General features: G+C 50.3%; 24 protein-coding genes and 4 pseudogenes. 21 read left to right on the forward strand and 7 right to left on the reverse strand.

What is annotated here, in order from left to right; all coding sequences use genetic code 11:
* Positions 1-83: 83 nt before the first annotated feature.
* Both EDC52_RS13895 and EDC52_RS13900 read right to left on the reverse strand, forming a co-directional pair.
* Positions 84-1346: an MFS transporter gene (locus EDC52_RS13895; protein ID WP_131865934.1), complete on the reverse strand. Its 1263-nt coding sequence runs from the start codon at positions 1344-1346 to the stop codon at positions 84-86.
* A 151-nt stretch (positions 1347-1497) separates the two neighbouring features.
* Entirely contained in the window at positions 1498-2544 is a 1047-nt protein-coding gene (locus EDC52_RS13900) for an aldo/keto reductase (protein ID WP_230468053.1), read from the reverse strand.
* 201 nt (positions 2545-2745) lie between these two features.
* Between EDC52_RS13900 and EDC52_RS13905 the strand changes: the two genes are divergently transcribed.
* From EDC52_RS13905 to EDC52_RS20285, 5 genes and pseudogenes are all read left to right on the forward strand, one after another.
* Positions 2746-3192 carry a MarR family winged helix-turn-helix transcriptional regulator gene (locus EDC52_RS13905; protein WP_131865935.1) on the forward strand — a complete coding sequence of 149 codons (447 nt, stop codon included), beginning with the start codon at positions 2746-2748 and terminating at the stop codon, positions 3190-3192.
* A gap of 152 nt (positions 3193-3344) precedes the next feature.
* A pseudogene (locus EDC52_RS13910) lies at positions 3345-4475 on the forward strand (alkene reductase).
* Between the two features lie 311 nt (positions 4476-4786).
* Positions 4787-4966 (forward strand): aldehyde dehydrogenase family protein, encoded by a 180-nt coding sequence (locus EDC52_RS20275; RefSeq protein WP_260509418.1) that lies wholly within the window; start codon positions 4787-4789, stop codon positions 4964-4966.
* A complete protein-coding gene (locus EDC52_RS20280) occupies positions 4926-5216 on the forward strand; it encodes an aldehyde dehydrogenase family protein (RefSeq protein WP_260509419.1) in 291 nt (96 codons plus the stop codon). The genes EDC52_RS20275 and EDC52_RS20280 overlap by 41 nt, the downstream gene beginning before the upstream one ends.
* A 32-nt stretch (positions 5217-5248) precedes the next feature.
* On the forward strand, positions 5249-6028 hold the full coding sequence (locus EDC52_RS20285) for an aldehyde dehydrogenase family protein (protein WP_268990363.1): 780 nt from the start codon (positions 5249-5251) through the stop codon (positions 6026-6028).
* Between the two features lie 213 nt (positions 6029-6241).
* Here the strand turns inward: EDC52_RS20285 and EDC52_RS13920 are convergent, their stop codons facing one another.
* Both EDC52_RS13920 and EDC52_RS13925 read right to left on the reverse strand, forming a co-directional pair.
* Positions 6242-6844, reverse strand: a complete 603-nt coding sequence (locus EDC52_RS13920; RefSeq protein ID WP_131865936.1) for a LysE family translocator — start codon at positions 6842-6844, stop codon at positions 6242-6244.
* Between the two features lie 212 nt (positions 6845-7056).
* Positions 7057-7641, reverse strand: a complete 585-nt coding sequence (locus EDC52_RS13925; protein WP_131865966.1) for a TetR/AcrR family transcriptional regulator — start codon at positions 7639-7641, stop codon at positions 7057-7059.
* Between the two features lie 406 nt (positions 7642-8047).
* Between EDC52_RS13925 and EDC52_RS13930 the strand changes: the two genes are divergently transcribed.
* The 14 genes and pseudogenes from EDC52_RS13930 (at position 8048) to EDC52_RS20095 (ending at position 18544) form a co-directional block, all read left to right on the forward strand.
* A complete protein-coding gene (locus EDC52_RS13930; RefSeq protein WP_131865937.1) occupies positions 8048-9145 on the forward strand; it encodes an alkene reductase in 1098 nt (365 codons plus the stop codon).
* A gap of 70 nt (positions 9146-9215) precedes the next feature.
* Positions 9216-10004, forward strand: coding sequence for an SDR family NAD(P)-dependent oxidoreductase (locus EDC52_RS13935; protein ID WP_131865938.1), 789 nt, complete (start codon positions 9216-9218; stop codon positions 10002-10004).
* Between the two features lie 46 nt (positions 10005-10050).
* A complete protein-coding gene (gene acuI, locus EDC52_RS13940) occupies positions 10051-11037 on the forward strand; it encodes an acrylyl-CoA reductase (NADPH) (RefSeq protein WP_131865939.1) in 987 nt (328 codons plus the stop codon).
* Positions 11038-11079: 42 nt separating this feature from the next.
* The gene (locus EDC52_RS13945; RefSeq protein ID WP_165911721.1) at positions 11080-11373 is read left to right on the forward strand and encodes a putative quinol monooxygenase; all 294 of its coding nucleotides are present in this window, start codon (positions 11080-11082) and stop codon (positions 11371-11373) included.
* Between the two features lie 96 nt (positions 11374-11469).
* Positions 11470-11934 (forward strand): DUF2000 domain-containing protein, encoded by a 465-nt coding sequence (locus EDC52_RS13950; protein WP_230468054.1) that lies wholly within the window; start codon positions 11470-11472, stop codon positions 11932-11934.
* 115 nt (positions 11935-12049) lie between these two features.
* Positions 12050-12940: an alpha/beta hydrolase gene (locus EDC52_RS13955; RefSeq protein ID WP_131865941.1), complete on the forward strand. Its 891-nt coding sequence runs from the start codon at positions 12050-12052 to the stop codon at positions 12938-12940.
* 137 nt (positions 12941-13077) lie between these two features.
* The gene (locus tag EDC52_RS13960) at positions 13078-13659 is read left to right on the forward strand and encodes a TetR/AcrR family transcriptional regulator (protein WP_131865942.1); all 582 of its coding nucleotides are present in this window, start codon (positions 13078-13080) and stop codon (positions 13657-13659) included.
* Positions 13660-13794: 135 nt separating this feature from the next.
* Positions 13795-14610 (forward strand): oxidoreductase, encoded by an 816-nt coding sequence (locus tag EDC52_RS13965; protein ID WP_131865943.1) that lies wholly within the window; start codon positions 13795-13797, stop codon positions 14608-14610.
* Positions 14611-14738: 128 nt separating this feature from the next.
* Positions 14739-15137, forward strand: coding sequence for a hypothetical protein (locus EDC52_RS13970; RefSeq protein WP_131865944.1), 399 nt, complete (start codon positions 14739-14741; stop codon positions 15135-15137).
* Between the two features lie 205 nt (positions 15138-15342).
* Positions 15343-16354 (forward strand): annotated as a pseudogene (locus EDC52_RS13975) (NADP-dependent oxidoreductase).
* A 239-nt stretch (positions 16355-16593) separates the two neighbouring features.
* A pseudogene (locus tag EDC52_RS13980) lies at positions 16594-17519 on the forward strand (hypothetical protein).
* A 139-nt stretch (positions 17520-17658) separates the two neighbouring features.
* Positions 17659-17829, forward strand: coding sequence for an AlpA family phage regulatory protein (locus EDC52_RS13985; protein WP_131865945.1), 171 nt, complete (start codon positions 17659-17661; stop codon positions 17827-17829).
* A 93-nt stretch (positions 17830-17922) separates the two neighbouring features.
* Positions 17923-18171: pseudogene (locus EDC52_RS20460) on the forward strand (AraC family transcriptional regulator N-terminal domain-containing protein); the annotation flags it as partial.
* 106 nt (positions 18172-18277) lie between these two features.
* Positions 18278-18544, forward strand: coding sequence for a helix-turn-helix domain-containing protein (locus tag EDC52_RS20095; protein WP_268990366.1), 267 nt, complete (start codon positions 18278-18280; stop codon positions 18542-18544).
* Positions 18545-18645: 101 nt separating this feature from the next.
* Here EDC52_RS20095 and EDC52_RS13995 read toward each other — a convergent pair whose 3' ends face one another.
* Complete coding sequence (locus tag EDC52_RS13995) at positions 18646-19392, reverse strand: sulfite exporter TauE/SafE family protein (RefSeq protein ID WP_230468056.1); 747 nt, start codon at positions 19390-19392, stop codon at positions 18646-18648.
* The gene (locus tag EDC52_RS14000) at positions 19379-20275 is read right to left on the reverse strand and encodes an oxidoreductase (RefSeq protein WP_131865947.1); all 897 of its coding nucleotides are present in this window, start codon (positions 20273-20275) and stop codon (positions 19379-19381) included. The genes EDC52_RS13995 and EDC52_RS14000 overlap by 14 nt, the downstream gene beginning before the upstream one ends.
* Before the next feature lie 76 nt (positions 20276-20351).
* On the opposite strand from EDC52_RS14000, the gene EDC52_RS14005 reads away from it, so the two are divergent.
* Both EDC52_RS14005 and EDC52_RS14010 read left to right on the forward strand, forming a co-directional pair.
* Complete coding sequence (locus EDC52_RS14005; RefSeq protein ID WP_131865948.1) at positions 20352-21236, forward strand: MurR/RpiR family transcriptional regulator; 885 nt, start codon at positions 20352-20354, stop codon at positions 21234-21236.
* Positions 21236-22093: a DMT family transporter gene (locus EDC52_RS14010; RefSeq protein ID WP_131865949.1), complete on the forward strand. Its 858-nt coding sequence runs from the start codon at positions 21236-21238 to the stop codon at positions 22091-22093. The genes EDC52_RS14005 and EDC52_RS14010 overlap by 1 nt, the downstream gene beginning before the upstream one ends.
* Positions 22094-22232: 139 nt before the next feature.
* Here the strand turns inward: EDC52_RS14010 and EDC52_RS14015 are convergent, their stop codons facing one another.
* On the reverse strand, positions 22233-22865 hold the full coding sequence (locus tag EDC52_RS14015; protein WP_268990365.1) for an IS3 family transposase: 633 nt from the start codon (positions 22863-22865) through the stop codon (positions 22233-22235).

A 22865-nucleotide genomic window follows, 5' to 3' on the forward strand; every position in this document is an offset into this window, starting at 1 on the left:
ATGCATCTAATGGGAATTCAATAGTAGTAGAACCCTCTCGAAAAAATACGTTATTCAATCGAGAATATTTAATATGTACAAACTCATTTCCCTGCCATTTTCATATGAGGCGTTAACCGTAGCTCGTGAACAGGCAGGTTGATCAATGCAGCGGCGACGGCCAGCGCAATATCTAAATACCACATCCAATTGTAGCTGCCGGTTAACTGGACCACCCGCCCGCCCAGGTAGGCTCCGAAAAATCCCCCTATCTGATGGATCATCATCAACACACCAAACAACATTGCCAAGTTTTTTGGACCGAACATTTTTGCGACCAGGCCTATTGTTGGGGGCACTGTCGACAGGAAGGTCACTCCCATGGTGGCAGAAAAAATAAGAACCACTGTGGGAGTCATGGGTGACAGCACAAATACCAGAACAGCCAATCCGCGGATGCTGTAAAGCAGCACGAGTAACGACTTCATTCTCCAGCGCCCCACTGCCCACCCCATAAATAAGCTTCCAACAATGTTGAACAAGCCGATGAGTGCCAGAGACCAGCCACCAATGGACGGCGACATGCCGCACATTGCAATAATGCCGGGCATATGTGTAACCAGAAAAGAAACGTGGAAACCACACACCATAAAACCTGCGGCCACAAAACAATAACCTGGCGTCTTAAACGCCACAATCAGGGCCTGAATTGTCGTCAACTCATCTCTGGTTGAGTCCATTTCCGTCGTTACAGTCAGATCCCGCGCATTTCCTTTTAGTACCCACGCTGCAGGTAGCGCAAGCAGAACAAGCACGCCCAGCCACTGCATTGAGGTTACCCAGCCGTACGTCATCGTCATCCAGATAGCCAGAGGGGCCATAACAACCTGACCGGTGGAACCACCGGCATTAACGATACCCGTCGCCATGCCACGTTTACTGGCAGGTAGCAACCGCGCACTGCATGCCATCATCACTGAAGGGCCGGCCATTCCACAACCGCCTGCCGCCATCACAGCCATGGTAAATATCAGGCCAGAGGTCGATGTCATGTAAGGGGTAAGTACTGTACCGGTAACCACTAAGATAACAGCGGCGAAAATCACGCGTCCTGCCCCGATGCGGTCGGCAACTGCGCCCGCAAAAGGCTGCGTCAGCCCCCAACAAAGTTGCGCAAAAGCAAAAGCTAGGCTGATATCTGCAATACTCAGGCGTGTGGCAGTACTTAATGATGAAAGATACACCCCCATCGATAAACGTATGCCATTCGTGAATGCCAGTCCGCCTGCACCCGCCATCAGCACCAGCCAAATCACAGGACCTGAAAGGCTAAAACGCCTCCGGGCTGACCGTTTGCTATTGTTCATTAATAGAGTCCAGCCGAACCCGCCGCACGGCTGGCCAGCAATGTATCATCGTCATATATCGACCACTTGTACTCTGAAAAAGCCATCAATTTCGTGATGGCTCCATACGCTACCTGTTAATGCGAAAAGTCATTGAGCGGGTATCAGACACTCAGGCAACAATACGAGGGGTATTACCGCTTGCCCAGTCAATGACTTTTCTCTCAGGAGCCTTGAGGTTTAGGGTGCTGACAGTGTCCAGTCGGTTTATTTGCTCAGTAGACAGTTCCACAGAGAGAGCACCAAGGTTATCGTTAAGTTGATCAAGTGTACGCGGACCAATGATAGGGACCGCCCCGTGAGTGCCAGCCCAGGCGATGGCCACCTGACCTGCGCTGACACCGATCTCAGCGGCTATATCAAGTACAGTGTCAAGGATCTGTGTACGGTTGATCGAGTCTTCTGGCTGGAATACCCTTCCACCAAATCCTTCAGCGCGGCCTTGCTCGCCTTGCCGGTATTTTCCCGTCAACATCCCCCCGCCCAGTGGAGACCATGTCACGATGCCAAGTCCCAGCGCGTGCGACGCAGGAAATAGATCACCCTCAGGTTCACGGTGCACCAGGCTATGCTCAAACTGGACAGCAGCGAGTAGAACCGCGCGAGTTAGCTCCGCGAGAGTCACCGCCCGGGCGAGTCGCCAGGCGGAGAAATTCGACAGGCCCGCATAAAGAATCTTACCCGCGCGCGCGAGATCCTCAAAACCACGGATGATTTCCTCCATAGGGGTGACACCATCAGGATGATGCGCCCAGTAGATATCGATCCTGTCCGTTTTAAGTCGTTTGAGGCTGGCCTCAACCGATGCCACCATGGCTTTCCGACTGTTACCTGTGACCAGCCGGTCTGGACTGGGAACTGCACCATTCGTGAACTTAGTTGCCAGGACGAAATCCTCGCGACGTCCTTGCAGTAAATTTCCCACTTGCTCTTCCGACTGCCCAAACTGATAGACATCCGCAGTATCAATGAAGTTGCCACCCGCTTCAGCATAAGCCTCAAAGACAGCTTTACTGCCATCTGCATCAGACCCATATCCCCAGCCGGTACCAAAGTTGCCGGTGCCAAGCGCCACCTGTGATACGCGAAGACCCGTGTTACCAAATACGGCGTATTTCATCATTTGCTCCATACATTGAGTTAAAGCAGAAGTGGACATCCTCTCCTGTCATACAACAATCCAGAAGCAGATTCAGGTTGACGCACAAAGCATTAACTTTGTCGTCATACCGAACCTACGCCCTGACCCCAGTTTTCATCGCACTAACTGACATTCGCTGATGAAAACACCCGATAATTGCTATCTGACAGGCATTACTATAGAGTTGCATATACAACAGTTGCAGGTACAATATATTATATGAAGCAGTTCATCAAGCCAGAGGGATGCACCAACCTGAAGCTTCGCCAGCTTAATCGTATGGTGACGCGGCATTACGATCATTTTGTCGCTCAGGTTGGCTTAAAAAACACACAGTATGCGTTGCTGTCACACGTGGTCAGATTAGGGCCGATAAGACCAGCCGACCTGGCAAAGCATATGCAGTTAGATGCCTCAACGTTGACACGCAACCTGCAATCCCTCACCGCTCAGGGGTGGGTGACAATAAACGCGGGGGAAAATGCTCGCAGCCGGTTAGTGAAAGCAACAGAGTCTGGACATGAAAAACGCATCGAGGGGCAGCGCGCCTGGCTGGCTGCGCAGGAAGCACTGAATGAACGACTGGGTATTGAGCGGGTCGCCGCGTTACATACCCTACTGGATTCTTGCATTCAGGGCCTTGATGACGAACCCTGTCTGACCTGAAGTTTTGAGTTAACTTAAATTCTGATTGTGCCATAACACAGTACGCATGCGATCACATACGCTCTGACTGACGGGGTTTAAGGTGAGTTGCAGATGCTGTTTCTACTGATGCCTGTCGATATCCATCAGCGTGGCCGAACTTTGCTAAACGGATGTGGAGTGTTCGAATGACCCAACGCCTTTTTTCCCCTCTAAATATCGGAGCCCTCAAATTGTCCCATCGCGTAGTGATGGCTCCGTTGACACGTATGCGTGCTGCTCAGCCGGGCAATATCCCCCATTCACTCAATACAGAGTATTACCGGCAACGTGCTTCCCGGGGCGGGCTCATCATTACCGAAGGCACCCAAATTTCGCCTACCGCTCAGGGTATGCCAGCAACGCCGGGCATCCATAGCGCAGAGCAAATACAAGGGTGGAAGGCAATAACTCAAGCAGTCCACGCCAAAGGCGCTCTTATTGTACTGCAATTGTGGCACGTTGGTCGCATTTCTCACTCCAGTTTACTGGGTGGGCAACGGCCAGTGGCTCCGTCGGCTATTCCTGCTCCGGGCGACGCCTTTACTGCCACATTTTCCCGGGCGCCTTTCGAGACGCCGAATGCTTTGAGCACAACAGATATCCCCTTAATTATCGAGGATTACGCTCAGGCCGCACGCAATGCATTGCTGGCGGGCTTTGATGGGGTGGAAATTCACGCAGCAAACGGCTATCTCCTGGAGCAGTTCTTGCAAAGCCGTAGCAACCATCGCACCGATAATTATGGTGGGTCGATAGACAATCGCTGCCGTCTTGTGCTGGAAGTGGCCGCCGCAGTGTCACGCGTGTTTGGGCCCGATCGGACGGGTATCCGATTGTCACCTTTTGGTATCGCCAACGGCAGTGGAGAAGATAACCCCTTTCCGCTTTACTCTTACCTCATTGAACAACTGGCCACGTTAGATCTGGCGTTTCTGCATCTGATCGAACCACGCGCCAGCGGTGCCGGACAGGCGGAAGTGGACCACCAAAATGTACCCTTTGCTTCTGAACTTTTCCGCCCACTCTGGCCCAATGCATTGATTGCAGCTGGCAATTATTCGCCTGAGACAGCATAAGCCGCAATTGGAGCCGGCCGAACCGATGCAGTGGCATTTGGTCGGCTTTTCATTGCCAATCCCGATCTCCCCGAGCGTATAAAAATCGGAGGAAGTCTTAACTCTTATGATCGGACAACATTTTATGGTGGTGGAGCAAGTGGGTATACCGACTATCCTGAACTTGGTACATGTGACGCCGGTTAACCAACCCGATAACACTTAATGCTTTCATAGCGTGTCCATTAATACCCAACTCATGCTGAATAACGCTTTCTGGCAAAGTAATTAGTATTTTGTCTGAATCGCTCCCTGACAGATTCAACGTTCACAAGTCAGAGGCGCATTCATTTAACCGAGGAATAAAAATGGCTTACGCAACGACCAATCCCTATACGGGTGAAACGCTGAAGACTTTTCCCAACGCGACAGATGAAGGTGTTTCTCTTGCACTCAACTAGGCAGATACTGCTTTTCATCAGTGGAAACTCACGTCAATATCCGATCTTGTCAAAGTCCTGAAAAAAACGGCTGACTTGCTCCGCGCCAGACATACGGAATATGCAAAATTTCTTACACTGGAAATGGGTAAGCTCCTTAGTGAAGCCGAGGCTGAAGTGGAATTGTCTGCCGCAATATTCGAGTATTATGTCGAACATGCCGAACAACAGCTTGCCCCCAGAAAAACTCCCTTCTAAAGACCCGGCCGTAACCAAGGCGTGGCTGGTGCATGAACCTTTAGGGATCATTCTTGCAATTGAACCCTGGAATTTTCCGTACTTCCAGATCGCCCGTATCATCGCACCACAACTGGCTGCCGGTAACGTGTTGGTACTAAAGCATGCATCCAATGTACCGCAATCCGCTGACCCTTTTGAGAAGCTCATGCTGGAGGCGGGATTACCTGTGGGGGGTTCAGAAATATTTACGCGACCCGCAAGCAAATAGAGGCAATTATTAACGATCCCCGTATACATGGTGTGGCACTGACGGGGTCGGAAGGTGCGGGTGTCGTGGTAGCTTCACAGGCAGGAAAGGCATTGAAGAAGTCCACGATGGAACTGGGGGGAGCCGATGCTTTTCTGGTGCTGGAAGATGCTGATCTGGATAAAGCTGCCAGGTGGGCCGTATTTGGTCGTCACTGGAATGCCGGCCAGTTATGCTGCTCGTCCAAACGTCTCATCGTCACCGAAGCAATCTATGACGCTTTTATTGAACGCTATATTGCCGGCGTCGCAGCACTCAAGGCAGGCGATCCACTAGATCCCGAAACGTCGCTGGCTCCACTGTCTTCACCGGGGGCCGCTGATGATGTTCGCAGACAAGTAGAAGAAGCTGTAGCGCATGGCGCGTCCGCTACCGTCATTGCTTCTGAAGTACCTGCTCGCGGTGCCTTCGAACGTCCGGTTATGCTCACGAATCTGACTAAAGAAAATCCGGCTTACTACCAGGAATTTTTTGGCCCGATATCACTTGTCTTTAAAGCTCAAGACGAAGCAGAAGCTATCCAGATAGCCAACGATTCTCCTTTCGGACTTGGTGGCTCTGTATTCACTCAGGATATAGAACGAGGTAAGAAAGTTGCCAGACAAATATCGACAGGAATGGCCTATATCAATCACCCCACTGCGGTGAAAGCCGACCTGCCATTTGGAGGCATTCGTCGCTCAGGTTATGGTCGCGAATTAATCGGTCTTGGCCTGAAAGAATTTTTCAATTACAAGCTGATCGGCGTAACTGATATTGATGGCAATTTTTAAGATGTGAAATACCGGCCCGGGAGATGTTCTCCGGGTCGGTAAATCATCTCATTTACTGTTTCACCTCAGGCGACCAAAATTAATTATGAAAAACCTGGTACTAATACCCTGCCGGGGACAATCAAAGTTTGATATTACTAAGTCCAACAGTCGACAGGAAAATGCTCATTAAAAAATTTATTGAATCACTGACTTAGCATCAATGCTGAAAATTCATTGTAATACCAGATAAACATGTTCATAGAGGATCATTATCCCACTATAAAGTAGCATCACTCCCATAATACCGTTAACAATGGATTGCGATTTTCGGTCAGAGAATCTTCTGGAAAAATATCTGCCCGCAATATTATAAACTATTGATGAGCCACCGCAAATCAGGGCTAAAACTGTTGAAATAAATAAAAGATACCATCCTGTTATATCATTCTGTGGATAGTAGATAAATACCAGCGGAAAGGCTGCCAGCCATGCTTTCGGATTGAACAGGTGAATAACGAAGCCACTAATGAAACCGACATCCTGAGACTGACCTGATAATGGTTTATTGACAAAAGAAGTGAGGATAACTTTTATACCCAGATAAATAATGTAAATCCCGCCAATAATGCTTATCCACGGTAGCCAGCGATTGTTCAACAGTCCCTGCCCGGAATAACCCAGGACAAGTAATAATATATACATTGCAACTGCGACCCCAACCGCAAAAGCCGTGCGAAACGGTGCTTTTGGGTCCATCCCGGCGCTAAATGCTATCGTTGTCACAGGACCGGGGGTGTACATGATGCTGAAAACATAAATGAACAGTGCAATCATTTTTGACTCTGCCTGATAGTAATTTTATTAATCAAAGAATTGCCAGTACCCAAAGCATCCGCGCATTGCAACCCAACAATCCGAATACCTCAGGTCATTAAAAGTCGCACCGACCATAGCCGCCAGTGAATAAAGAGAGTCGCTTACTCAACATGCCTCCTCTCTTCATAAACTGGAAATTGCCGTTTTACCCTTAACAGGGATGCCTTCTGTCAGCAATCGGTTGGATCAGAATGATGTGATTTGAGTAGTTCGGCACGGCAGATATTGAGGATTTCATCAGCCAGAGGTGAGTCATCCGGGCAGGCACGTGAAAGCACAACAGCGCCAACCATATGAGCAAGCATATCGAGAGTGACAAGGCGAGCCTCCTGACGCTGGGGATCAACAGCCTTGCTGGTACCCTGCCCCAACCCTACGAGTAATTGTTCAATCCCCTCAGCAAACGTGACCTTAACCTCTTCCGGCTGGCGTGCCACATCTCCGCACAAAGCAGCAAAGGTGCAACCGTCACCGCGTTGATCACGATGTTTTCGGGAAAGATAATGGTTAATAAATGCCGGCATATCCGTTTCGGCACTCAATTCCGATGATCGAGCCAGAGAACATGCCGCTGACTCTGCCATTAGATCTACCTTCGAGCGGAAGTGTTTGTAAAAACCGCCATGGGTAAAACCTGCCGCAGCCATCAAATCGGCCACCCCCACACCGTCATAACCACGCTCACGAAACAGAACCGAAGCTGTTTCGACTATGTGCGCCCGATTGGCCTGTGCCTGAGCTTTGGTGACCCTCATTTCAAATGCCCCTATCCGTTTATGACAATACTCGCTAACAATATACATTGATGTTAATCGTCATCAAAGCCCTTGACGACAAAGATTATGATCATCATCATAATGATTCGCACTTTTAAGAAGGGCTTTACGTTATGAGCGATTACCACCAGACCGCCACCACACGTTTCGCTTGCCACCGTTGGGTTAACACTTCCAGTACTGAAGCGCCCCTGCTCCCGGCCCCATCAATGATCGCCTGGCATCGGGCGCAAAAAATATCTGACACTCAGCTTTTATTTTCCCCGATGCCGTGCATGGTGCGCAATTTCAGTTTCCGGAACGATTTCTCCGGCATGCCATCCAGTTCTTTGCTGAGTAAACCGCGTTCCCCTCTTTCCTCAATGTATTAAACGGAGATATAAACATGGCCGACAAAACGTTATTTGAACCCTATACCCTTGGCTCACTGCTGCTCTCTAACCGCATCGTCATGGCTCCGCTTACCCGTAACCGCGCTGGTGCCGGGCTAGTCCCTGGTGAACTGGCTGCAACTTACTACAGCCAACGTGCGACAGCAGGTCTGATTATCACAGAAGCAACCCAAATTTCTGCCGGGGCCCAGGGTTATCAGGACACTCCCGGGATCTACTCATTTGAGCAGATCACCGGTTGGCGCAAGGTAACAGAAGCTGTGCATTTGAGAGGAGGCAGAATATTTCTGCAAATCTGGCATGTCGGCCGCATCTCCCATGTTGATTTACGCCCGGATGGCTCCGCACCCGTCGCACCTTCAGCCATTCGCGCCGACGCTAAAACATTTGTCAACAATGGATTCGCTGATGTTTCCGAGCCTCGGGCGCTTGAACCCGATGAAATCACGGGGATCGTTGAAGACTTTCGAAATGCAGCTGCCAACGCCATCGCAGCGGGTTTTGATGGCGTGGAGATTCATGCGGCCAACGGTTACCTGCTTGATCAGTTCCTGAAAGAAACCGCTAACGCACGCACAGATGCTTATGGTGGTTCGGTAGAGAATCGAGCACGCCTGGTCCTGGAGGTTGCGGCGGCTGTCTCAGATGAAATTGGCGCTGAACGCACCGCTATCCGCATTTCGCCAGTAGGCCCTCTGAATGGCATCGTGGTGAATACCTCACAGCAGGCACAGTACAATTATCTCGTCGAAAAACTGGACGCGCTGGGCCTGGTTTATCTGCACGTCGTTGAAGGTGCGCCTGGCGGTCCCCGCGACATCGCCCCTTTCGATTATGACGCGCTGCGTGAACGCTTCAGTAATACCTATATCGGTAACAACGGCTACAACCTGGAACTGGCTACTTCACGTCTCAGTGCAAACCAGACCGATCTAGTCGCTTTTGGCCATACCTTCATCGCCAATCCCGACCTGGTTGAGCGCCTGAGGACGGGTGCTGAGCTGGCTCAACTGGATCCAACCACGCTTTATGGTGGCGGAGCGAAAGGCTATATCGATTATCCAGCACTGTCTGAGACCCCAGCGAATTAATCCCACAAGGGCATATCAGGTGCTCCATACACCCTCGCCGGTCATCCCGGTGAGTCTTAGAGGTAACAACATGGCTATCCTTCCTGCCGTCCTTATCACCGGTGCATCCACGGGTATTGGAGCCACCTATGCCGATCGTTTCGCACACCGTGGGCACGACCTCATTTTGGTCGCCAGAGACAAAAATCGCATGGAAGATCTCGCTGCCCTTCTGCGATCTGAAACAGGCGTCACCATTGATATTCTCCCGGCCGACCTGACACAACCAGATGACCTGGCAGTAGTTGAAGCGGCGTTACACAGCAACGAGAAAGTGGGGATCCTAATTAATAACGCAGGCATCGCGCAGTCCGGTGGCTTTATCGGGCAAACTGTCAACAGTATTGAACGGCTGATCACGCTCAACACCACAGCGCTGACCCGACTTGCCAGCGCCATTGCCCCACGGCTTGCACAGACCGGCGAGGGTGCAATCGTCAATATCGGTTCGGTTGTCGGGCTGGCACCTGAGTTTGGTATGTCGATATATGGCGCGACCAAAGCCTTTGTACTGGCACTCTCACAGGGACTTAGCCTCGAACTCACACCTAAGGGCGTCTACGTTCAGGTCGTGCTACCGGCAGGAACCCGTACCGAAATTTGGGAACGTGCCGGCATTGATGTCAATGCATTGCCTGACCTGATGGATGTCGGCGAACTGGTGGACGCCGCTATGGTGGGTTTTGACCGCCGAGAAACCGTCACCATTCCGCCACTGCATGTTGCCGAACGCTGGGAAACTCTGGAGTCCGCACGCCAGGGACTCTTGTCCGATTTGCGTCAGGCACACGCCGCAGACCGTTATCGCTCAGGCAGTTAACAGATAATAATCCTTGTATCACTGCCCCTCGAATGAGGCCTCAAACATGACATTTAAAGCACTGCTGGCAACCAAAGAAAACGGAAAATTTTCGGTGGATTCGGTCGATATTAATGAGCAGGACCTGATGCCCGGAGACGTGACTATTGCGGTTGATTATTCCACCGTAAACTATAAGGATGGCCTGGCGATTAACAATCGTTTTGACATCATCGAACGATTCCCGCTGATCCCCGGTGCCGATCTCGCCGGTACGGTAGAAACATCATCCTGGCCAGGCATCAAGCCTGGTGACAAGGTGGTCGTCAACTGCTGGGGGCTTGGACAGACCCATCATGGTGGTTTTGCGCAGAAGGCACGCGTGCCGGGTGCATGGGTAGTCAAGTTACCCGATACGTTTACAACAAAAGACGCCATGGCCCTCGGTACTGCCGGCTACACAGCTATGCTCAGTGTGCTTGCTCTGGAGCATGGCGGACTTAACCCTGACAGCGGCGACATTCTGGTGACCGGAGCCAGCGGTGGAGCCGGATCAATCGCCATCATGTTGCTGTCATCCCTTGGTTACCGGGTCGTCGCATCAACCGGGCGTCCCGAAGAGGCCAACTATCTACGCAGCTTGGGTGCGGCGGAAATTATAGATCGTCGCACCCTGTCCGAACCAGGCCAGCCGATTGCCGTGGAGCGCTGGGCAGGGGCTATTGATACCGTCGGAAGCCATACGCTGGCCAACGTTCTGACTCAGATCCGCTATCGCGGCGTGGTGGCCGCATTTGGTATGGTCCAGGGGATAGATCTGCCCGCCTCGGTACTGCCTTTCATTCTGCGCAATGTAACCCTGGCAGGTATTGATGCGGTTAACGCCCCCTATGACATCCGTGTTCAGGCATGGGCACGTCTGGCACGTGACCTGGATTTAAACAAGCTGGCAAAAACAATTCAGGTCATTGGGTTGAATGACGTGGTGGCGGCCGCCAGTGATATTCTCGAAGGCAAAGTCCGGGGACGGACGATAGTCGACGTCAATGCCTGAATGCCAGTCCAAGCCTGTTAATCTGCATCAATGGAGGAAGTCATGTCTGATCCCTATGCACTGTGTGTGATCCTGAAGGTAAAACCTGAGCATGTTGCTGAGTTTTCTGCTCTGGTTGAAGAAAACGTAACCGGTACTCGTAAAGATAAAGGTGTGATTACTTTTAATTACCATCAAGTCGTGGGAGAGCCCACCTGGGTGCTTTATGAAATCTGGGAAAGCAAAGCTGACTCTGATGCCCATCAGCAAAAACCCGATGTTCAGGCATTCTTCGCTAAAGCTCCCTCGTTACTGGCGGGCGAGCCGACGATCCTACAACTCGGGGCCGTGATTTAGCCCATCATCAAGACCCGTATCACAGAGCGCATGTAAGTTCACTGACCACTGCGCTCTATTCCATTTTATTTCGAGCCCATCGACCTGGAGGAGCTAATGACAACCGAAGCAGAAACCCAGCAGGCCGTCATGACGGAGAGTGAATCTCAGCCTGCCCTGCCGCGCATGAGAATTACGGTCGTACTGAGGGAAGATCTCGAACCGTGGCAACGGTTGAATGTCACCGCGTTCACCATCAGTGGCGTCGCTATTAATGAAGAGGCTCTCGGCGAGACTTACCATGATGCTTCAGGGAAACAATATCTCCCGATGTTCAGAGATCCTGTGCTGGTCTTTGGTGCCAGTGCTGAGACCATCAAACGTACGGCCGAACGCGCCCGCAGCCGGGGTGTTGCGTTCTCGGTGTTTACCCGGGAACTTTTCGATACCTTCAATGATGATGATAACCGGGCTGCGGTGGCTGCAGTAGCAACTGAGGATCTTGACATTGTCGGGCTGGCATTCCGGGCCGGGCGCAATACCGCAGATAAAGTCCTAAAGGGACTCAAGCTGCTGCAATAACCTGTTCACAAATAAAAAGCACATCCTTACTGACAATCAATGTAACGGGATAAATCGGTAATGTTATTCGCCTCTATCCCAGCCAGACTGCCGCATCTTTGAGGCTCATATCATCATGTTTGAAGATTTTACAGCTCATCGTATCAATACCGGCTCGCTGAACATCGCCTGTGTCACCTCAGGCACGGGCGAACCGGTTCTGCTTTTACACGGTTTCCCACAGACCATGGCAATCTGGGCACGGATCGCACCCGCCCTGGTAGCCCGTGGTTATTGTGTCGTTTGTGCCGATCTACGTGGCTATGGTGCATCGGATAAGCCGCCAGCAGAAACCGGGTTGATGAATTATGGATTTCGCGCCATGGCCAGAGATCAAGTCATGTTAATGCAGGCATTAGGGCACTCTCACTTCCATGTGATCGGTCATGATCGCGGGGCACGTACCGCCCATCGAATGGCTCTCGACTATCCGGATACAGTGAAAAGCGTGACACTTATGGACATCGTGCCGACGGTGGTGATGTTGAAGGATTTACGTCATGAAGTTGCGAAAAATTATTGGCATTGGTTCTTCCTGTCCCAGCCAGCCCCTTTTCCGGAGCGGGTTATTCAGACCGATGCTGATTTTTTCTTTGAGAATTGCCTGTTCGGTTGGGGAGCGGCTGGACCGGAAGATTTTGATCCCATCCAGTTGGAAGCCTATCGAGCCGCCTGGCGTGATCCGGAGACAATCTCAGGATTTTGTAATGACTATCGCGCCACCCTGACGGTCGATCTGGTCGATGATCTGGCGGATGAGGGGCGACTAATTGAGGCTCCGGTACTGGTTCTCTATGGTGACAGCGGTGTGATGGCCAGACTCTATGATTTGCCCGCTACCTGGAACGCTCGCTGCAGCCGGTTGACGTCTTCCCCAATATCCGGCGGGCATTTCTTCCCGGACTCACAACCAGACGAAGTCATAGAACACGTGACACGTTTTTTATTAAACTACCCGTTCGCATGACTCAGAATCTTGAGTATTTAAAATTGTTTCGATACCTGACAGGGAAATACCCACTCAGGCTTCCCACCCCCGAATTGTAGAAGGTTAGAAGAGTTTATCTTGCCGTTTACTTAAATTTAGATTATGGTCATAATCATATGAAGAAACACACCACCCATACAAAAGAAGCAACACATGACAGGATCGTTGAAGCGGCAGCGCGCGCTATCCGACGTACTGGTTATAACGGTACTGGTGTTGCAGACATTATGAAAGACGCTGGCCTGACGCATGGAGGTTTTTACGCCCACTTTGCATCCAGGGATGCCATGCTTGCTGAAGCAGCCGATCGCGCCGGTGCCCAGGCGGTGATCTCAGCCTCAAAAGCGGCCTCATCAGCTCCTCATGGACAGTCGTTGGAGTACATGGTTCGAGCCTATCTTTCACCACAGCACCAGGAAGACATCGAATCTGGCTGTCCTATTGCTGCGCTGGGCTCAGAAATGCCACGGCAGGCACCTGAAGTTCGCCATGCAGCGACTTGTCGAATCAAAGAAATGATTGAAGTCATTGCCGGGCAAATACCAGATCCTGACCTGATTAATAAGAACAGACGGGCTCTGATGACCATTTCCAACATCGTAGGTGCACTGATATTAGCCCGTGCCGTTGATGATCCTCAGCTTGCCGAATCAATAAGTCATGCTGTGATCGAACAACTTACCGCCGGGGGATCATAATTTTTTTTCGCCCAGTCATATGATGATCATCATATTCGTTATCTGTAGGCGGCGTATTGAAGTCCGTAATGTGCAGTACGGCAGTTAATCGCACCATCCTGATCGAAGTTTATGGATCACATTTAAGGAGTTTTCATGACAAGCATTAAACCTGTCGCGCTGATCACTGGCGCGTCTTCCGGTATTGGTGAGGCTGCTGCTATCAGACTGCTCGCAGCTGGCTATATCGTATACGGTACCAGCAGACGTGGTGAACAAGCAGGACAACGGCAATTTCCTTTGATTGCACTCGATGTCACTGATGACAATTCTGTCACAGCGGCAGTGAGCGAATTGCTACAACGAGAGGGGCGTATCGACCTTCTCATTAACAATGCAGGTTTTGGCGTCGCGCCAGCTGCTGCGGAAGAGAGTTCGATCGAACAGGCTAAGGCTATTCTGGACACTAACTTCCTCGGTATCGTGCGCATGACCCGCGCTGTAGTGCCCCATATGCGTCAGCAAGGCAGCGGTCGGATTATCAACATCAGTTCAATTTTGGGCGTGGTGCCGATGCCATTTGTCGCGCTCTACGCTGCCAGTAAGCATGCTGTTGAAGGTTACTCTGAGGCGCTCGACCATGAACTTCGTACTCGTGGGATCCGCGTCTCAGTCATTGAACCGGCTTACACCAAAACACAGTTCGAGGCCAATAACATGGAGCCCGATGCGAAGCTGGAAGAATACGACCAGGTACGGAATAAACTGGCAAAGGTCGTTGCTCAGGCAATGGAGAAAGCAGATGCCCCTACGGTGGTGGCAGAAGTGGTGCTGAAAGCGGCACGGGCAAAGCAACCAAAGTTGCGTTACACCGCAGGCAAGGCAGCCAGACAATTGCAGTTTCTACGTCGTTTTGCACCTGCCAGTGTACTGGATGCGGGCATCCGCAAAAGCCTCAAACTGGATGCATAATTTAACCGACAGACAAATAAAAAAATGCGGATCGAGGCAATGCTAACTGGCATGAAGAGCAAATTAATTTCAGATTTTGCGATGGGTACAGTAAAGAATATTTACCGCTATATCGCAAGGAAGTCACAATGACAAACGCGGCAACTCCACTTTTCTGTCGTCTGGCGACGATAACTGCTTTACTATTTTATTTACTGTCAGTCTCATGGATGTTTATTCCCGAACAAATGCTGTCTGCCTGGGGTGTCATTTATTCCTCCGGTGCTGGGTTGATGAGTCGCCGCGTCGCAGCAATGTGTGCCGGTATCGGTACGATGTTCTGGCTGACCAGATACGCTGGGCTCTCCCCTGCCCGCTCGGCGCTTATTCTGGGTTTTTCTGTTGCATGTCTGCTGCTTGCATTTCTGGGCATATTTGAACTAAAAGTCAATCACGTCAGCCCGGGGATTTTGGTGTCCGTCGGGATTGAAATTACGTTATCGCTGGCGTTTTTGTATGTTGCATGGGTTGATGCAAAACAGTCATGAAAGAAGAATTGTTAACTCCAGTTTTAATTCTGAATTATTATATCAGCTTTGTCTGTTGTGAATAAAACCATGGCCCATAGATTTATCCAAAGGACACCAGCCAAGAATGAAATCATATAAAGCCAGCTGACAATATTCAAAATTTAAACCGTGCCCCTCTGTGAAAATTGATCATTAAACCTGTGGTAATAATGAAATGAAAACAATGAAAGCTCTGACCTTCTCGCGATACGGCAAATCACCCGATATCAAAATCACTGATGTCCCACGCCCAACGTTAAAACCTGATGAACTCCTGGTTGAAATATATGCAGCAGGGTTAAATCCCATAGATAATATGATCTTAAAAGGTACCTTCAAACCTATTTTAAAGTTTAAACTTCCGGCTACGATAGGAAGCGATTTATCCGGGATCGTAACAGAGGTGGGGAGACACGTTACGCGCTTCAAACCTGGAGATGCCATTTTCGCAAGTATTTTCGACCTTGACACAGGCTCAATAGCTGACTTTGCAGTCGTTCCCGAGCATGCGGCCGCACTCAAACCTGAGAATCTGGATTTTGTGCAAGCTGCTTCTATTCCCATGGTGGGACTAACCTCATGGCAGTCAATTGTCGAGCGTGCAAATCTTCAACCGGGTCAGCGGTTGTTTATTCCGGCAGGCTCCGGTGGTATTGGTACATTTGCCATTCAACTGGCCAGACATCTGGGGATAAAAGTCGCCACAACAACCAGCACTGGCAATCTTAAATGGGTCAAAGACCTTGGTGCCGAGAAGGTCATTGATTACCGGAAAGAGGAATTTGATGAATTACTTAAAAAACTATGACATGGTACTTGGCACAGTTAGAGGGAACTTTATAGAAAAATCGATTAAAATCGTGAAACGCGGCGGAATTATCGTTTCTCTTATTGGCCCATTGGACGAAGCGTTCGCGCTTGCAAGAGGTTTAAATTTTGGTCTGAGGATTATATTTAGGTTAATGAGTTTTAAAATCAAGCGCCTTGCAGCGAAACATGATATAGCGTACTCCTTTCTGTTTGTACGACCCGATGGAATGCAACTCACCGAAATAAAAAAACTTATTGAGGAAAAGCATATCAATCCTGTCATAGATAAAGTATTTACTTTCGGACAGGCTCAGGATGCGCTCAACTATCTTGCTGAGGGACATTCAAAAGGGAAAGTCATTATTACAATCAAGGACATAAAGTAAAAAGAATTATTAAATTTAAAAACGAGCCTTTATCTATAAACATTCCTTTACTAGCCATAGATAACATAAGAAAAAATTGGTTAGTAGAGGAAAGCTCTTTTTAATTTTATTTTTTTCAACAAAAATCATTTACCATCTTCTTTAATAATTATTCACTGCAAATATATTTCGGCATTCAATTTCCGCTCTCATATAAATGATAAACAAATAAAAATATATTAAACGGAAGGAGGTGTACCATGCAAAACAAACAATCATCATCAAACATAACCCATAATTCTCCTGACTGGTTCACTATAAGCGAAGCAATCAAACTAGCGAACAAGAAAAAGACTTAGATTTAAAAGAAAGCGATATATATAGGCATGCTCTGTATGGGGAAATATCTCTTTCAATATACTTTCAATCCCCGTTCGCACTTCGCAAAATTAATAAAAAAGAATACAAGGTAAAGCTCAAGTCGATAGGTCAATCACTTATTGATAGATTATGCTTTCTTGAGAAAAACTGTTTCCTTAATGAGAGAGACTTGATTGTAAGCACTGATGGTAAATAAATCACCCCCCGACAGCGAGTGATTGATACAACATTATTTGGCTATGAGTATGTTCTCATACAAAGATTACTTGCCCGCTCCTTAAAAATACCATTACCTGTAACAGGTGCAACTGAGACTAATTATGGTATCACTGTCAGTTATCATGGGGAAGTTTTTCTTGTTTTCGATAGAATCACATGGAAAAAACGAATAAAACAAAAGATCACGGAACTACCAAAAAACATCGCACAAAATGTCAATAACGATATCTCTTTACAAAGTATGAATAATCACCGAGAAAAGGCATATTTCCCGGTTCATGATTTACCGCAAGATGCCTGGTTTGTGATTAGATACTCTGAACTTGATAAACTACTCAACTTGGCGATTAATAAAAGAAAGAATCCATTGTCGTCAACACGTATTTCAACACCTCTATCTCGTCTGTTCTGGCTTGCCTGCCAGCATAATGAAACCATCAGCCCCTTGATTAAGCAACCTTATAAGCTCTTATCTATTTTTGAACAATGGGCAAGAACTGATGGTATCACCGATCATTTGAGTGGCGATACGTTGAAAACAGCACTAGAGCGGGGTTCTCCCACTTTCATTTCATCAACTAGTTAAATAACCGTAATTCATTATGTTAAAAGCCCGTATTAAGCACCATGTAATCCTTAATACGGACTTACTAACTTTATTTAGCTGCATTTTAGTGTTTTATTGTCATCTCCGGGCACATTCCATTTCTGCACTGGAGGTATCAATGACATCCCATCAGTTATTACGCCTGAAACAAGTGGAAGTAAAAACCGGGCTGAAACGCTCACAAATCTACCTGTATATGAAAGAAGGTATCTTCCCCTCTTCAATCAAGACAGGACCTGCCAGTGTAGCTCTCACTGGACGCTTACTTTTCAATTGCGTAATCGACTAATAAGAATGATTGCGCTCCCAAATCTCGCATTATTCTTACTTTCAAATATAAAACCATCGAAATACCCTCAGTGGGGCAGGTTTTGAGGCCGGTCGGGATGTCCCGTTTCTTGCCGTGGTCGTGGAATTTTCTCCCGTAGTGCTACGAAAAGTGCTGGAACAATTAACGTTGCTACCAGCGACAAAGAATAAACCCGACCGTGGCGGCGCTGCCGTCATCAAGATAGCCCCGCTGGTAACGGATTGTGAACTGCGCATAGTGCGACTGCTTGATCGGCCCCAAGCCATTCCGATTCTCACTCCACTGCTGACTCGGGAACTGAGCTATTGGCTGCTTGTTGGTCCTATGGGAGGCAGGATTATCGCCATGACCGCTGGGACCAGATCACACTCACGAAAGGCCAACTGCGAGAACAGTTCGCCAAACCGCTCCGGATTACCGACCTGGCCTGAGCCCTTCCGCCTTTCATCGCCAGTTCAAAGCAGTAACTTCGATGACGCCCCTTCAATATCAGAAGAAACTTCGGTTGCTGGAAGCGCGGCGCATGATCCCGGCCCAAGGGATGAAAGTCGGATCCGCCGCGTATGCAACAGACTACGAGAGCCCTTCGCAGTTCAGTAGGGAGTACGCACGAATGTTTGGACTGCCACCGAAGCAGGATGCAACCACCGGTTCCCTGGCACTCGAGGATGATGTGGTAAAACCACGCGGCTAAGTAAGCGTTCTGCACCTCCGCAGAGAACGGGATTTGTCGACCCGCCTTGATTGTCGACAGCAGAAGCGGTCTGGTAGCGCAGTCAGCACTGGCTTGCCATTTTAATTAAGAGCGAGGAGCATTCCTGCTGCCCCAGCGACAAGAACAGCATCAATGAGAAGCTCGAACGTGTGCATCTGGAGCCGCTGGACGAGACGTTTCGCAATCATAGAACCTGCGAACAATGCGATGCCGATGGCAAGTCCACGTGTGATGACGGACGGCGCAAGTACGCCCGATACACCGAACGTAACGAGCTTGCCTGCGTAGAGCAGGATAGCGCTTGCCGCCTCCGATCCGAGAAATGCACCGCCACTCATTCCGTACCCGGTGAATACCGGCATGCTAAGCGGCCCGGTGGATAGCACGAATCCGGTCAGGAACCCGACAATGGCTCCAGCAAATCCCATGTGCCAGATGTTCAGGTGGATATTCGATCGTCTGATGAGACGGCGCAGCGGGATCATCGCAAGGAAGAAAGCGGCCAGGAACACGTCCACAGTGGCAGGAGTGATCGTCAGCAGCGTGTGCGCCCCGAGCACAGCCGCAGGGACTCCCGCCAACGAGTAGGCAAACACCGGCCGCCAACAGATCTCGTGCCACCAGGCAATCACCCGTCCGATATTGCCGAACAGGGACGCAATCGCCATAACAGGTACCGCGATCCGTGGCCCGTACAGAGTGACTAGGACGGGCAGCATGATTAGCGACGAACCAGTACCGACGACGCCGCTGAGCACGCCAGCACCGAAGGCGAGGAAGAAGAGAAGTAATAGCGCAATCATCGGCTTGGGGTCAACCTGGGCCATCGCTCGCAGCCGCAAGAAGCGGCACCAGGATGTCGCTGATCGGCGTCGGAATGCTATGAACCCGACCGCGACGCGCAATGACGCCGTTGCGGATATCCCATTCGAGCGGTCGGCCAGCTTCTCGATCCGTGAGGATGGAGGTGCTCATATCTTTGGGAGCCGCCCGGAACTTATCGAGGATCTCTTGCGGCACTTCGTCGCCGAGTTCAGCGCCCTCTGCACGTGCCACGGCCAGGCATTCCTGCAGATAAGCCAGCGTAAGCCTGGCGATATCAGCGCGGCCGAACATACCTGAGCGGCGGTGCGTGAGTGCCATGAGTCCAGCCACCGCGTTCTGCATCAGCTTGCGCCAGGCCAGCGAGCTGAAGTTTGCGGCCAACTCGACGGAACACAGTGTACCTAGCAGAGCGTCGGCCACTATGCGGGAAGCTGACGTGTCTGGCAGGCTGAGGCGCGCGTCGCCACGCAAGCGTACCGAGCCGTCGGATTGCGCCTGCGCAGGGAACCACACGACAGCGGGAACGATCTGTCCGGGCAGAGAGTACGTAGCGAGCCTGTCCAACTGTTCGACCCCGTTTTGGAGCACGCATACAACCGTCTCCGGGCCGGTCAACGCCTTGAGCCATTCTGCTGCCGCGTCGATTTGTGTGGACTTGACTGCCAGAAAGACAAGATCAGCCGTGCAAGTGTTTTGTGCCGGATTCGTCTGAATCGGGCCGGGTACGGTGATAAGGCGGTCGCCGTCTTGCAGGGTCAGGTGATCGCGGGGAGTACGTCCACACAGCAATGGTGTACGGCCGACTTCGTGTAACGCCGCCGCGACTGTGGTGCCGATGGCACCTGGACCAACAACAGTGACAACCGTATTGATTTCAGTGTTCATGAATGTGGACTCCTTGTAACAGCATCTACTTACGTGGTGGTTGTGCCCTTCACAAAGGACATGTAATATATTACACATGAACAAAGATATTGGTAATAGAATTTCAGAAGGCGCGCAGCGATTACAGCAATGGCTTGGCAGCATTCACGCCCGAAGCGGCGATCTCGCTGCAAGTGAGGCTAAAGTTGTCGATCTCCTGCTTGTCGATCCTTTGTTTGTCGGTACCAGCACGACAGCACAGGTTGCCACCCGTGCTGGAGTATCACCGCCGACAGTAATACGCGCTGCGCGAGCGATCGGGTTCACCGGGTTCACTGAACTTAAGATAGAGATTGCCCGGGCTCGTGGTACTGCCCGGTTCTTTGCACCGCCTGAAGTTCTAACAGCGGATGCAACGTTGGCATCCGTGCTGGAAACATCAGTTCGTGCTGGTGCAGACGCACTGACTGCGCTCAGCGGTGCTATCGAAATATCCGCCCTTGATGAGGCGGTCGATTTAATCCAGAGCGCTCGTCAGGTATTTGCATTTGGTGCTGGCCCCTCTGCTACGGTTGCCGCTGATGCTGTCTTTCGTCTGCGGACGGCTGGTGTGATCACCATCAGTATCCAGGATTATTTATCAGCGATGATTGCTGCTCGTCTCCTCGATCCAGGCGACGTGATGATTGTCGTCAGTTCGACAGGTCGTACATCATCCACACTCGCCATTGCTGATGCCGCATCCTCGGCAGGAGCATCGCTTATCGCAATAACTAACCAGTACGATACCCCACTGGCGACACTCGCCAACGTTTCACTCGTTGTTGGCGGAGCGCCACTACCGGCACAGATGGCCGCTGCAGGCAGTCGACTGGCCCAGCTCGTCGTTATTGATACGCTGGTCGCTGCTCTCACTCTGCGGGATAAAGAACAAAGCCGCCGGGCTGAACGGGCTGGTATTGATTTGCCGGATATGTCCTGATGCAGTTCAGCACGGTTGCGATGATTCTTACTGCTGCCGTAGCCCATGCAGTATGGAATATAGCCTCAAAATACAAGAGGGAAGACACACTTGTGTTCGTCTGGGCGTATAGCTGTGCCTCAGCATTGCTGTGGCTCCCGTTCAGCCTCATTCTGATAGTTGAGGGACAACAGGAGCTCGACTGGCGACTCGCAGTCGGCGCAGTTATCTCGTCTGCACTTCATATCGTTTATTCTTTAATCTTGCAGGCTGGCTACGAGCGCGCCGAACTTGGTGTTGTTTATCCGATTGCCCGGGGAAGTGGACCGGTTCTGACGATACTGTTTGCAACCCTTCTCATGGGGGAACGGCTTTCACCAAGCGCTTTACTCGGCGCTCTTATCGTTATCGCTGGTATTTTCGTTGTCACCGGCAATCCGCTCAGGAGCGGAAACCGACCACTACAGGGAATGCTTTGGGGCGCTGCGACAGGTACCGCCATCGCTGGCTATACCCTCTGGGACGGTTATTCGGTAATCTCTCTGCGCCTGGATCCAGTGAGTTACTACGCCAGCACACTCCTGCTACAGAGTCTCATTCTGACCCCTGGTGTGATGCGACGACGGTATCGAATTCCAACGGCTGTGCGTGTGGATATAGTTCCGATCCTTATCATCGCTGTATGTTCTCCACTTGCCTACATCCTTGTACTGACAGCCATGCAGAGCATGCCACTGGCACTCGTCGCTCCTCTTAGGGAATCTTCCATCATTGTCGGCTCTCTTCTCTCGTACTGGCTGTTTCGTGAAAATCATCTGGCACGCCGCATTGCCGGTGCAGTGGTGGTGCTAGCCGGAATCGCAGTGATTAGCCTTTGATCGCTTTGTTGGATGTCAATACTATGAGTGGATTGTTATCGTAGTTAAAGGCAATAACGCAGGAGAATATACCCTCGCAGAAAATGCCTGTGACAAGGAATCAATATACTGTAATGGTCAACTAAAACCGGACACGGATTTAGGCACATTGTTGTAATCGGCGTTCATATTCATCCGGCGATATATTTCCCAGCCGATAATGCCGCCTTTTCAGATTATAAAAGCTGTCGATATAATCGATAACATCAGCGATACCCTGACTTCGGGTTTCATAACGACGATAGTTAACCCTCTCTGCTTTCAGGCTGCGGAAAAATCTTTCCGTAACAGCATTATCCAGGCAGTTACCTTTTCGACTCATACTACTTGTAACATCCAGTTCTTGCTGGCAGGACTGGAACTGAGCACTGGTATATTGCGCCCCCTGATCGCTATGGAACACCACAGAGCCTGCTGGTCGTCGTTTATTGATTGCCAGCCTTAAAGCCCGGACGGTCAAGTCGCTGTCCGGTTTGTCTGAGAAGGCCCAACTCACTATTTTTCTTGAACATAAGTCCATCACGATAGCCAGATATAACCAGCCCTGAGCGGTACGCAGATAGGTAATGTCACCTGACCACCAGGTATTCAATGTCCCTGGATTAAATTGCCGATTCAATAGATTAGCTGCCACGACAGCGGGTTTTCCGCCGCGTGGATAACGATGACGTCCGGGGCGTTTAGCCACCAGTAATAAGGTTTTCATTATCTGCCGAACGCGGTATCTGCCCAC

Origin of the sequence: Biostraticola tofi (genome assembly GCF_004343195.1) — a bacterium.
GTDB lineage: Bacteria > Pseudomonadota > Gammaproteobacteria > Enterobacterales > Enterobacteriaceae > Biostraticola > Biostraticola tofi.

Bases quoted from the DNA above. Each gene is read 5' to 3' on its own strand.
- EDC52_RS14000 (WP_131865947.1), bottom strand. From the start codon at position 20,275: ATGAACACTGAAATCAATACGGTTGTCACTGTTGTTGGTCCAGGTGCC.
- EDC52_RS13945 (WP_165911721.1), top strand. From the start codon at position 11,080: ATGTCTGATCCCTATGCACTGTGTGTGATCCTGAAGGTAAAACCTGAG.
- EDC52_RS13985 (WP_131865945.1), top strand. From the start codon at position 17,659: ATGACATCCCATCAGTTATTACGCCTGAAACAAGTGGAAGTAAAAACC.
- EDC52_RS13905 (WP_131865935.1), top strand. From the start codon at position 2,746: ATGAAGCAGTTCATCAAGCCAGAGGGATGCACCAACCTGAAGCTTCGC.
- EDC52_RS13970 (WP_131865944.1), top strand. From the start codon at position 14,739: ATGACAAACGCGGCAACTCCACTTTTCTGTCGTCTGGCGACGATAACT.
- EDC52_RS13930 (WP_131865937.1), top strand. From the start codon at position 8,048: ATGGCCGACAAAACGTTATTTGAACCCTATACCCTTGGCTCACTGCTG.
- EDC52_RS14010 (WP_131865949.1), top strand. From the start codon at position 21,236: ATGCAGTTCAGCACGGTTGCGATGATTCTTACTGCTGCCGTAGCCCAT.
- EDC52_RS13960 (WP_131865942.1), top strand. From the start codon at position 13,078: ATGAAGAAACACACCACCCATACAAAAGAAGCAACACATGACAGGATC.
- EDC52_RS13900 (WP_230468053.1), bottom strand. From the start codon at position 2,544: ATGTCCACTTCTGCTTTAACTCAATGTATGGAGCAAATGATGAAATAC.
- EDC52_RS13995 (WP_230468056.1), bottom strand. From the start codon at position 19,392: ATGGCCCAGGTTGACCCCAAGCCGATGATTGCGCTATTACTTCTCTTC.
- acuI (WP_131865939.1), top strand. From the start codon at position 10,051: ATGACATTTAAAGCACTGCTGGCAACCAAAGAAAACGGAAAATTTTCG.
- EDC52_RS20280 (WP_260509419.1), top strand. From the start codon at position 4,926: ATGCCGAACAACAGCTTGCCCCCAGAAAAACTCCCTTCTAAAGACCCG.
- EDC52_RS13920 (WP_131865936.1), bottom strand. From the start codon at position 6,844: ATGATTGCACTGTTCATTTATGTTTTCAGCATCATGTACACCCCCGGT.
- EDC52_RS13895 (WP_131865934.1), bottom strand. From the start codon at position 1,346: ATGAACAATAGCAAACGGTCAGCCCGGAGGCGTTTTAGCCTTTCAGGT.
- EDC52_RS14005 (WP_131865948.1), top strand. From the start codon at position 20,352: ATGAACAAAGATATTGGTAATAGAATTTCAGAAGGCGCGCAGCGATTA.
- EDC52_RS13950 (WP_230468054.1), top strand. From the start codon at position 11,470: ATGACAACCGAAGCAGAAACCCAGCAGGCCGTCATGACGGAGAGTGAA.
- EDC52_RS13935 (WP_131865938.1), top strand. From the start codon at position 9,216: ATGGCTATCCTTCCTGCCGTCCTTATCACCGGTGCATCCACGGGTATT.
- EDC52_RS13965 (WP_131865943.1), top strand. From the start codon at position 13,795: ATGACAAGCATTAAACCTGTCGCGCTGATCACTGGCGCGTCTTCCGGT.
- EDC52_RS13955 (WP_131865941.1), top strand. From the start codon at position 12,050: ATGTTTGAAGATTTTACAGCTCATCGTATCAATACCGGCTCGCTGAAC.
- EDC52_RS13925 (WP_131865966.1), bottom strand. From the start codon at position 7,641: ATGAGGGTCACCAAAGCTCAGGCACAGGCCAATCGGGCGCACATAGTC.